The sequence below is a fragment of the Thermodesulfobacteriota bacterium genome, from assembly GCA_025062045.1.
In the GTDB taxonomy this organism is placed as follows: Bacteria; Desulfobacterota; Syntrophorhabdia; order Syntrophorhabdales; family JANXAF01; genus JANXAF01.
The window spans coordinates 15,569-27,172 of the sequence record JANXAF010000013.1 but is presented as its reverse complement, the minus strand read 5'-3'; the positions used below and the strand labels follow the sequence as shown (position 1 = coordinate 27,172).

At 44.5% G+C, this 11,604-nt stretch carries 9 protein-coding genes and 1 tRNA gene; all 10 read left to right on the top strand.

The features are described from left to right. The first annotated feature begins 72 nt into the window (after positions 1-72). The 10 genes from rpmG (at position 73) to rpoC (ending at position 11,593) form a co-directional block, all read left to right on the top strand. The gene (gene rpmG, locus NZ583_08345; GenBank protein MCS7281605.1) at positions 73-222 is read left to right on the top strand and encodes a 50S ribosomal protein L33; all 150 of its coding nucleotides are present in this window, start codon (positions 73-75) and stop codon (positions 220-222) included. Beyond that, positions 223-296, top strand: a tRNA-Trp gene (locus tag NZ583_08340). Positions 297-313: 17 nt separating this feature from the next. Continuing rightward, complete coding sequence (gene secE / locus NZ583_08335; protein ID MCS7281604.1) at positions 314-520, top strand: preprotein translocase subunit SecE; 207 nt, start codon at positions 314-316, stop codon at positions 518-520. Between the two features lie 26 nt (positions 521-546). Further along, positions 547-1,080 (top strand): transcription termination/antitermination protein NusG, encoded by a 534-nt coding sequence (gene nusG, locus NZ583_08330; protein MCS7281603.1) that lies wholly within the window; start codon positions 547-549, stop codon positions 1,078-1,080. Positions 1,081-1,093: 13 nt separating this feature from the next. Then, positions 1,094-1,522, top strand: coding sequence for a 50S ribosomal protein L11 (gene rplK / locus NZ583_08325; GenBank protein MCS7281602.1), 429 nt, complete (start codon positions 1,094-1,096; stop codon positions 1,520-1,522). Positions 1,523-1,524: 2 nt separating this feature from the next. Next, a complete protein-coding gene (gene rplA / locus NZ583_08320; GenBank protein ID MCS7281601.1) occupies positions 1,525-2,229 on the top strand; it encodes a 50S ribosomal protein L1 in 705 nt (234 codons plus the stop codon). Between the two features lie 97 nt (positions 2,230-2,326). Beyond that, positions 2,327-2,863 (top strand): 50S ribosomal protein L10, encoded by a 537-nt coding sequence (gene rplJ / locus NZ583_08315; protein ID MCS7281600.1) that lies wholly within the window; start codon positions 2,327-2,329, stop codon positions 2,861-2,863. Then, a complete protein-coding gene (gene rplL / locus NZ583_08310) occupies positions 2,860-3,255 on the top strand; it encodes a 50S ribosomal protein L7/L12 (protein MCS7281599.1) in 396 nt (131 codons plus the stop codon). The genes rplJ and rplL overlap by 4 nt, the downstream gene beginning before the upstream one ends. Positions 3,256-3,315: 60 nt before the next feature. Beyond that, a complete protein-coding gene (gene rpoB, locus NZ583_08305; protein MCS7281598.1) occupies positions 3,316-7,428 on the top strand; it encodes a DNA-directed RNA polymerase subunit beta in 4,113 nt (1,370 codons plus the stop codon). A 16-nt stretch (positions 7,429-7,444) separates the two neighbouring features. Further along, positions 7,445-11,593 carry a DNA-directed RNA polymerase subunit beta' gene (gene rpoC, locus NZ583_08300; GenBank protein MCS7281597.1) on the top strand — a complete coding sequence of 1,383 codons (4,149 nt, stop codon included), beginning with the start codon at positions 7,445-7,447 and terminating at the stop codon, positions 11,591-11,593. Positions 11,594-11,604: the final 11 nt, after the last annotated feature.

Genomic DNA, 11,604 nt, shown 5'->3' with positions numbered 1-11,604 from the left:
CTAAGATTCGCGATCCGTGAGGGTGGAAAGACCGTAGGTGCAGGGGTTGTGACGGAGATATTGGAGTAAAAGATGAGGCAGCTTGTCATCCTCGCATGTACAGAATGTAAAAACCGAAATTACACTACAACCAAAAACAAACAGAAGACTCCGGATAGGCTGGAGTTTAGAAAGTACTGCAAGTTTTGTAGGAAACATACTTTGCATAGAGAGACCAAGTAAAGGCCAGTAGCTCCAACGGATAGAGCACCGGACTCCAAATCCGGGTGATGGGGGTTCGAATCCCTCCTGGCCTGATTAAGTTCTAAAAGAAATGGTTTACATAAAGAAAAAGGTAAAAGATTTAATCGAGTACCTAAAGGAAGTTTATTTGGAATCAAAAAGGATAACCTGGCCACCTAAAAAAGACACGGTCAAAGGTACGTACGTGGTGTTAATAACGGTCATAATAGCCGCCATATTTCTGGGAATAATAGATGTAGGTCTGGCAAAGATCATCCAGGCCCTTTTGCGCGGGTAATTATGGAAAAGAACGTCGGTAACAGCATGGAAAAAAAGTGGTATGTTGTGCACACCTACTCGGGCTACGAGCAAAAAGTAAAAGAAGCATTGGAGGAGAGCATTAAACTTAACAAAATGGAAGAGTATTTCGGGGAGATAATTGTGCCATCCGAAATTGTTATGGAGAGAGTTAAGGGGAAGATAAAAAAATCCCAAAGGGTTGTCTATCCGGGATATGTGCTCGTAAAAATGGTCATGAATAACGATACATGGTACCTTGTACGAAATACTCCTAAGGTTACAGGCTTTGTTGGACATGACAGGATGAATCCAACCCCTCTTCCCGAAAAGGAAGTGGAGGAAATTCTCCAGATAATCCAAGAAGGGAAAGGAAAGATAAAGCCGAAGATCAAGTTTGAAAAAGGCGATGCAGTGCGAGTCATAGAGGGGCCTTTTACCAACTTTACGGGTACCGTGGAAGAGATAAAGGCCGAAAAAGGCAAAGCAAAAGTTTTACTTAACATTTTTGGAAGAACAACCCCCGTGGAGTTTGATCTCATCCAGATAGAGAAAATATAGGAAGGAGATAAAAATGGCAAAAAAGGTGGTTGCCGTTGTGAAACTACAGCTGCAAGCAGGTCAGGCTACCCCATCTCCACCTGTCGGTCCGGCACTCGGACAGCACGGTGTAAATATTATGGAGTTCTGCAAAGCATTTAATGAGAGAACAAAAGGACAGGAAGGTACAATAATACCGGTTGTGGTAACCATCTACTCAGACAGAAGCTTTACCTTCGTGACTAAGACACCACCTACGACTTTTTTGCTGAAAAAAGCTGCCAAGCTCGCAAAAGGTTCTTCGAATCCGAAAAAGGAAATTGTGGGTACTATAACTAGGTCCCAGATAAGGGAGATAGCCCAGATAAAGATGGCAGATCTCAATGCGAAGGATCTAGAAGGTGCAATAAAAATAATCGAAGGCTCGGCTAAAAGTATGGGCCTTGAGATAGTGGAGGGTTAAACGTGGCGAAGAGAGGGAAAAAGTACCTAGAGGCAAAAAAGAAGATAGATAGGGAGAAGAGATACACTCTTGAGGAGGCACTGGATCTTCTTCCACAGATATCTTATGCGAAGTTCGATGAAACGGTGGAGATTGCTTTAAGGCTCGGGGTCGATCCTAGACACGCAGACCAGATGGTAAGGGGTAGTGTTACGCTTCCCCACGGACTTGGAAAATCGGTAAAAGTTTTAGTTTTTGCAAAAGGACAAAAGGAAAAGGAGGCTCTGGAAGCAGGTGCCGATTACGTGGGAGCCGAAGACCTTGTTGAGAAGATTCAAAAGGGATGGTTAGATTTTGATAAGGCTGTAGCAACACCAGACATGATGGGACTCGTAAGTAAACTCGGAAAAATACTTGGACCCCGTGGACTTATGCCAAACCCAAAGATGGGAACTGTCACTTTCGATATTGCAAAGACGGTAAAAGAACTTAAAGTTGGAAGAGTGGAATTTAGGGTTGACAAGGCTGGAAACCTTCATGCTCCTGTCGGAAAGTTGAGCTTTGGTAAGGAGAAGCTTATGGAAAACATTGATGCATTTCTTGAAACAGTCTTGAGGTTGAAACCACCAACAAGTAAAGGTACGTACATAAGGGGCATCGCCATCTCCACCACCATGAGCCCAGGCATAAAGATAGATCCCAACTATGTGAGAAAGCTCGCAAAATAGAGGGAATACTCAAGGATAATAAAGTTATGCGGTAAGGTGAGAAAAAGGTATCCGAGTGGAAGTTTGTCCCTTACTTGAGGGGGAAAGGAGGAAAGTTTTGGAGAGGGCCAAAAAGGAAAAGGTGGTGTTAGAGCTTAAAGAAAAACTAAATGCCGTAAATTCGCTCTTCCTCACCGAGTACAGCGGACTTAATGTGGCACAAATGTCGAGGATCAGGAAAGAGCTCAGAGGAATCCAGGCTGAATTGAACGTGGTGAAAAATAATTTACTGAGGATAGCGATCCGTGGAACGCCCGCTGAGGAGCTTGAAAAATTCTTGCGGGGACCAAATGCGATCATTTCCGTTTATAAAGATCCTGTTAGTGTAGCGAAAGCTATAACGAATTTCTCTAAGGAGATGCCCCAGCTTAGAGTAAAGGCGGGGATTCTGGGAAAGAAAATAATCTCCGGCGAGGAGTTCCAAAAATTAGCGACAGTTCCAAATAGAGAGGTACTCCTCGCTCAAATGATGAGTCTACTTTCAGGGATGCCCGTTAGGCTTTTATTTGCCCTTAAATGGAACCTCTGTAAACTTGTCTGGACTTTAAATGCAATAAAAGAAAAAAAAGAAACGACTAAGGAGGAACAATCATGAGCGTGACAAAGGAGGAAGTTATAAAGTTCATCGAAAATATGACAGTTTTAGAACTATCGGATTTTATAAAGACTCTTGAGGAAAGATTCGGCGTTCAGGCACAGGCTATGCCACTTGCGGCACAAGTTCCAGTAGGTGCTGCCCAGCCGGCTCAGAAAGAGGAAAAACCTGAAGAGAAGACGGAATTTAACGTCATTCTTACCGGTTACGATCAGGACAAGAAGATCCAGGTGATTAAAGTTGTCAGAGCCATCACAAACCTTGGCCTTAAAGAGGCAAAGGATCTTGTTGAGGGTGTTCCAAAACCGGTCAAAGAGGGTGTCTCAAAGGAGGAAGCGGAAAAGATAAAGAAACAGCTCGAAGAGGTAAGCGGTAAAGTGAAAATAGAGTAGAATGAGGGAGGTACACTATACATTTACTCCCCAACTTACAATCGCGGGGTGAAAAAAACCATGAGAGAGATCTTCCACAATAAGATCTTCAGGAGGAAATTTGGCAGGAAGAAGGAGGTTCTCGAAGTACCAAATCTCATCGAGATCCAGCTCAATTCCTTCAATAATTTCCTCCAGAAAGATGTCCCACCTGAAAAAAGAAAGAAGATCGGTCTGCAAGCCGTCTTCGAGAGTGTCTTCCCTATAAAGGATGCCCACGGAATTACGTCTTTGGAATTTGTCAAATATGAGATAGGGGAACCGAAAAACACTGAAGAAGAGTGCATGATCAGGGGCCTCACCTACTCGGCGCCAATGAAGGTGACGATAAGGCTTGTGGCGTGGAGCACAAATCCGGAGACTAAAACGAAAGAAATACGGGCTATAAAGGAGCAGGATGTCTTCTTCGGTGAGATCCCATTAATGACGGAAAGAGGTTCCTTCATAATAAATGGAGTTGAAAGAGTTGTAGTTAATCAGTTGCACAGGTCTCCAGGAGTCTATTTTGACTGCGAACAGACAAAGTCTCCCCTGGTGGGACTGCCCTCTTACACAGCCCGAATCATACCATATAGGGGCTCATGGCTCGACTTCGAGTTCGACAACAGGGAGCTTTTGTACGTAAGAATAGACAAAAGGAAGAAGATCCCTGTTACTCTGTTTCTTAAAGCTCTCGGATACACACCGCAAGAGATCCTTGACTATTTCTATGAGAAAGAAACCATCGTGCTTAAAGATGGGAATAAATTCTTAAAGATAACCCCATATCATCTCCTTCTCGGTCAGAAAGCACCCGCCGACATAGTGGATGAAAAGACTGAGGAAGTCTTGGTTAAGAAGCACAAAAAGATTACACAGGCCGTAATAAGGAGAATGGAAGCTCTAAATATAACGGCCATTCCTGTCGACGAGGAGGATATTCTTGGGAAGGTTACGGCAAGAGAGATTAAGGATCCTGAAACAGGAAAAGTTCTTTTGCCACTAAACAAGGAGATCACGAAAGAGGATTTAGAGTTATTAAGGTCGAGGAAGGTCGAGAGTTTCGAAGTACTTTTTATAGACAATTTAAACGTCAGCCCTTCCCTCAGGAACACGCTTCTTGAAGACAAGGCCCAAACAAAGGAGGAGGCGCTTCTTGAAATTTACAGGAAGTTGAGGCCCGGTGACCCCCCAACCATAGAATTTGCGGAGGCCCTCATCCAAAACATGTTTTTCAGCCCAGAAAGATACGACTTGTCACCGGTGGGAAGACTGAAAATGAATCAGAGACTCGGTCTTAATATCCCGCTTGAGCAGACAGCCCTCACAAAAGAAGACATCCTTGAGACGATAAAACACTTACTCAGATTAAAAGACACGAGGGGTCCAGGAGACGATATAGACCATCTCGGAAATAGAAGGGTAAGAACAGTTGGGGAGCTGTTAGAAAACCAGTTCAGAATGGGGCTTTTGAGGATGGAAAGGGCTATTAAGGAAAGACTCGCCTTCCCAGAGATGGAAACACTCATGCCCCATGATCTTGTGAACCCCAAACCTGTCATTACCGCTATCAAAGACTTCTTCGCCACGAGTCAGTTGTCCCAGTTTATGGATCAGACGAACCCTTTAAGCGAAATTACGCATAAAAGAAGGCTAAGCGCTTTAGGGCCAGGTGGTCTCACGAGGGAGAGGGCTGGATTCGAGGTCAGAGACGTACATCCTACCCATTACGGAAGGATATGTCCCATTGAGACACCAGAAGGACCCAATATAGGTCTTATATCCTCGCTTGCGACATACGCCAGGGTAAACGAGTTTGGTTTTATAGAGACGCCCTATAGAAAGGTAGTAAACGGAAAAGTCACCGACGAAATAGTTTATCTGACTGCCGATGAGGAAGAAAAGTACTACATAGCCCAGTCTACCACCCCTATGGACGAGGAGGGAAACTTCCTCGTGGATCTTGTGGAGGCTCAAAAGGCAGGTAACTTCTATTACGTCACACCTGACCAGGTCGATTTCGTTGATGTTTCACCGAAGCAGCTTGTGAGCGTTTCTGCCTCACTCATCCCGTTCTTGGAGCACGATGACGCAAACAGGGCACTTATGGGTTCGAATATGCAAAGACAGGCTGTGCCCCTTATCGTTCCTGAGGCTCCCCTTATTGGAACCGGAATGGAAAAGATAGTGGGGAGAGACTCAAAAGTAACTGTGATCGCGAAGCATGACGGAATCGTAAAGAGCGTTGATGCCAATAGGATCATAGTCCAGTATGAAGAGAACCAAAACGGGGAACCTGTCGTGAAAGTCGACGTTTACAATCTTTTGAAGTTCAAGAGATCGAATCAGGACACTTGCATAAACCAGAGAGTGATAGTTAACGAAGGAGATTACGTAAGGAAGGGGGATGTGCTTGCGGACGGTCCGTCAACGGACCGAGGCGAGCTTGCACTCGGCAAAAACCTCCTTGTGGCTTTTATGCCCTGGAGAGGTTATAACTACGAGGATTCCATCCTGATCAGCGAGAGGCTTGTAAAAGACGATGTTTTGACATCGATTCACATAGAAGAGTTGGAGTGTGTTGTAAGGGATACGAAACTGGGCAAAGAGGAAGTAACAAGGGATATTCCTAATGTAGCGGAAGAGATGTTAAAAGACTTAGATGAGAGCGGAATAATAAGAATCGGTGCAAAGGTTAAACCGGGCGATATACTCGTTGGAAAAGTTACCCCTAAAGGAGAGACACAGCTCACCCCCGAAGAGAAACTCCTAAGGGCCATATTTGGAGAGAAAGCGGCAGATGTTAAGGACACTTCCCTTAGGGTTCCGCATGGAATAGAAGGTATAGTCATAGACGTTAAGGTACTTTCAAGAAGAGGACTGGAAAAGGATGACAGAACAAGGGATATTGAGGATAGAGAGATCTCCAACATTTTAAAGGATCAAGAAGACCAGATGAACATAATAATAGATAGCGCAAGAGAAAAGATAAAGAGGCTTCTTCTAAATGTTCCTTTGCAGGGAGACTTAAAGGATGGCAAAGGAAAGGTCTTGGTGAAAAAAGGAGAAAGGATAACTCCCGAAATTATAGATAAGCTTAGTGTTGACAGGCTTAAAAACCTCAAGGTCAAAGATGAAGAATTACAGGCAAAGATCGAAAAGATAATAGATACCATGGAAAGTCAGCTCGATCTCGTACGGCTTTACTACGAGGACAAGATCAACAAGCTAAAGAGGGGTGATGAATTACAGCCTGGGGTTTTAAAAACGATAAAGGTCTACATAGCCATGAAAAGAAAGATCGCGGTAGGTGATAAGCTTTCAGGGAGGCATGGTAATAAAGGCATAGTCTCCATAATACTTCCAGAGGAAGACATGCCTTTTATGGAAGATGGCACCCCTGTGGATGTAGTTTTAAACCCGTTAGGAGTTCCCTCGAGGATGAATGTGGGACAGATACTCGAGACCCATCTGGGTTGGGCAGCCAAGGAGCTCGGAAAGCGAATAGGTGAACTTGTGGATGCGTATTACAATGGAGGTCAATCAGCGGAAACGATAAGAGATTATCTGAAGAAGATTTATAAGGACGAGGAGATGGACAAGTTTCTGGACAGAATCTCTGATGAGGAGTTACTCGATCTTGCATCCCGAATGAAAAAAGGGGTATTTTTCGCGGTTCCCGTGTTTGAGGGAGCCAAAGAACACGAGATAAAGGAATTTTACAAACTTGCGGGCATGAACGATTCCTGGCAGGTTACCTTATACGACGGAAGAACTGGAGAGCCATTCCATCATCCTGTGACGGTCGGATACATGTACTTACTTAAACTCCATCACCTCGTTGAGGACAAGATCCATGCGAGGTCAACAGGTCCTTACTCGCTAGTTACGCAGCAACCGCTAGGAGGAAAAGCTCAGTTTGGAGGACAAAGACTTGGAGAGATGGAAGTTTGGGCTCTCGAAGCGTACGGAGCGGCTTACTCACTACAGGAGTTCTTGACGATTAAATCAGACGATGTGGCTGGCAGGGTGAAGGCGTATGAGGCAATCGTCAAAGGTGAGGACGTTCTCACTCCCAGTATTCCCGAATCATTCAACGTACTTGTCAAGGAACTCCAGAGCCTTTGCATGAATGTCGAACTATTGAAAGAGTGAAAGGAGGAGGTTTACCTTGGAAGAGTATTTCAAGATTGGAGAAAAAAATAAAGACCCTTTAGCCTACACGGCTATAAGGATTAGTCTAGCTTCCCCAGAAATGATAGAGAAATGGTCCTATGGGGAAGTGAAAAAGCCAGAGACAATAAATTACAGGACCTTCAAGCCTGAAAAAGATGGTCTTTTCTGTGCAAAGATATTCGGTCCTGTTAAAGATTACGAATGCCTGTGCGGGAAATACAAAAGGATGAAACACAGGGGCATAACTTGTGAAAAGTGTGGCGTGGAAGTTATCCAGTCGAAGGTGAGAAGGGAAAGAATGGGACATATAAAACTGGCTTCCCCTGTTGCCCATATCTGGTTCCTAAAAGCCATGCCGAGCAAAATAGGGACCCTTCTTGAATTGACGGTTAAGGACGTGGAAAGAGTGCTCTATTTTGAGTCCTACATAGTTATTGATCCCGGAAATTCCCCATATAAAGAAAGGGAACTCATCTCAGAAGAAGAGTATCTGCAGGCCAAGGAGAAATACTCCTTCGTTGCAGGAATCGGGGCAGAAGCGATAAAGGAATGTCTAAAAAGGATAAACATAGAGGAACTTTCAAATACTTTAAAAAAGGAGATGAACGAGACGACAAGTGAGGCCAAGAAGAAAAAGATAGCTAGAAGACTGAAAATAGTTAACGCTTTCAAACAATCCGGGGTTAAACCGGAATGGATGATACTGGACATAATTCCTGTTATCCCTCCCGAACTCAGACCTCTTGTTCCTTTGGATGGGGGAAGATTTGCCACATCCGATCTCAATGACCTTTATAGAAGGGTGATAAATAGGAACAATAGGCTCAAAAGGCTCATGGAACTGAACGCTCCAGAAATCATAATAAGAAACGAAAAACGGATGCTTCAAGAAGCAGTAGATGCTCTCTTTGACAATTCTAAGGGTAGGGTGGTTCAGGGCACAAACAGAAGACCGCTCAAATCTTTAAGCGACATGCTAAGGGGTAAACAGGGAAGGTTCCGTCAGAACCTTTTGGGTAAGAGAGTGGATTATTCTGGAAGATCCGTCATAGTTGTTGGACCCGAACTGAGACTACACCAGTGTGGACTTCCAAAATACATGGCCTTAGAACTTTTTAAACCCTTTGTCTTCGGTAAGCTGATTCAAAAGGGATATGCGACCACGATCAAGACAGCCAAAAAGATGGTGGAAAAAGAAAGGCCTGAAGTCTGGGATGTTCTTGAGGAGATCATAAAAGAGCACCCTGTCCTCCTAAATAGAGCCCCAACGTTGCACAGGCTGGGAATTCAGGCATTTGAACCGGTCCTCATAGACGGAAAGGCGATAAAACTCCATCCCCTTGTATGTCCCGCTTACAATGCAGACTTTGATGGTGACCAGATGGCAGTACACGTGCCGCTATCTATTGAGGCGCAGACAGAGGCAAGAGTTCTTATGATGTCGACAAACAATATACTTTCCCCTGCCAACGGAAAGCCTATCATAGTTCCGACCCAAGACATCGTTCTTGGACTTTACTATCTCACTCTCGACAGAAAGTACCTAAGGGGTGAAGGAAAGATATTCTCTTCTCCGGAAGAAGTGATAATGGCGTACAATGACGGGAAGGTGGATCTCCACGCGAGGATAAAGGTAAGAATAGACGGGTCGATCAAGGAGACTACTGTTGGTCGGGTAATACTTAGGGATGTCCTTGAAATGGCACTTGCCGAAGCCGATCCGGTAAGAAAGGATGAAATCCTATTTCAGCTCTTCGATGACATAAATAAGATAATGGATAAGAAGGCCATCTCCCAGCTGATTGAAAGGTGCTACATGCTGGGAGGGGAAAAAGTAACTGTTATTGTGAGTGACAGGCTAAAAGATCTCGGATTTCACTATGCGACGGTCGGGGGTATCTCAATATGTGTAGATGATATGAAGATACCTGAGAAAAAAGAGTACTTGATAAACAAGGCAAAAGAAGAGGTCCTTGCTGTCCAAAACCAGTACAAAGAGGGGCTTATAACAGATGGTGAAAGGTATAACAAAGTAGTCGATATATGGGCGGATGTTAATGAGAGGATTGCCGATGAGCTTATGAAAGAACTAGGGCTTGAAAAGATAGTGACTCCGGATGGTAGGATCGAGTATCAAAACAGCTTAAACCCGATTTACATGATGGCTCACTCGGGAGCGAGAGGAAATCCACAGCAGATAAGGCAGCTTGCGGGCATGAGGGGACTTATGGCGAAACCGTCCGGAGAGATAATCGAAACTCCTATAACGAGCAACTTCAGAGAAGGGCTCAACGTTCATCAGTACTTCATTTCTACCCACGGCGCAAGAAAAGGGCTCGCGGATACGGCGTTAAAGACGGCAAATGCAGGATATCTCACGAGAAGATTAATAGATGTTGCGCACGATGTGGTTGTTACCGAGTATGACTGCGGTACAATCGACGGCATAGAAGTAGGTCCACTTATTGAGGCCGGAGAAGTGATAGAGCGTTTGGATGCCCGAATACTGGGAAGAGTTGCTCTAGAAGACATAAAAGATCCTGACACAGGCGAAATAATAGTGAGGAAGAATGAGGAGATAAGGGAGGAACATCTAAAAAAGATAGAAGAGGCCGGTTATGAAAAGGTAAAAATCCGCTCTGTTTTGACGTGCAGATCGAAAAGGGGTGTATGTGTTCTCTGCTACGGAAGGGACCTCGCAAGAGGAAGGCTTGTAAGTATCGGAGAAGCTGTGGGTATAATTGCGGCACAGTCGATCGGCGAACCTGGTACGCAGCTCACCATGAGGACTTTCCACATAGGTGGAGCTGCCGCAAGAAGAGCTGAGCAGTCTACTCTTGAGTGCAGAAACCCCGGTAGAGTGAAACTCATCAACACGAAGCTTGTAAGGGACAGAGAAGGAATCCCGACGGTAATGAACAGGAACGGGGAAATAGTAATAGTTGATGAAGAGACTGGAAGGGAAAGGGAAAGATATCCGCTTATATACGGTGCAAAACTAAAGGTAGAAGAAGGACAAAGGGTGGAAGAAGGTCAGATCCTCGCTGAATGGGATCCCTACACAATACCGATACTTTCGGAAGTGACGGGTAGGGTGAAATACGGTGATATTGAAGAAGGTATAACGATGCAGGAAAAGAAGGACGAGGTAACCGGTCTTTCCTACAAAGTTATTATCCAGCCTAGGGATCCAGAAAAGAGACCAAGAATATCTATTAAGGATGAAAAAGGTAGAACGATGATGGTGCCTGGAACAACAAGCCCAGCAAGGTACATTCTTCCGATCGGTGCCCACATAGTTGCAAACGAAGGGGATGAAGTTCATGCCGGTGACGTAATCGCAAAAATACCGAGAGAAACCACGAAAACAAAGGACATAACAGGTGGTCTGCCTCGGGTTGCCGAACTCTTTGAAGCAAGAAAGCCGAAAGAACATGCAATAGTGAGTGAAATAAATGGTTTCGTCTCTTTCGGAAAGATGACAAAGGGTAGAAGGGAGATAATTGTGACTAGTGAAAGGGGAGACCAGAGACGTTATATAATTCCAAGGGGTAAGCATATCCTTGTACATGAGGGAGATTATGTAAGGGCTGGTGAACCGCTTATGGACGGTCCAGTGAACCCGCACGACATACTAAGGATAAGCGGTCTAAAAGAACTAGCAAGGTATCTTGTCGATGAAATCCAAGAAGTCTATCAGTTGCAGGGTGTGAAGATTAACGACAAGCATTTTGAGATAATAGTGAGACAGATGTTAAAGAGGGTAAGAATTACTGATCCTGGAGACACAAACTTTATAATCGATGAACCGGTGGAAAGATGGATCTTTGAGGAGGAGAACCAGAAGGTGATAGCAAAAGGTGGAAGACCCGCCCAGGCAGAACCTCTCTTTTTAGGCATTACTAAAGCATCCCTTATAACAGATAGTTTTATATCTGCCGCAAGCTTCCAAGATACAACGAAAGTCTTAGCACAGGCCGCAATAGAAGGAAGGGTCGACTACTTAAGAGGCCTTAAAGAAAATGTAGTTATGGGAAGGATCATCCCGGCAGGTACTGGTTTTCCAAAATACAGACATTACGAGCTTAAAGTGGGAGCCAAAAAAGAAGAAGGACTTGAAGTCAAAGATGCAGCTTCTCTCTAAAAAACAGATCG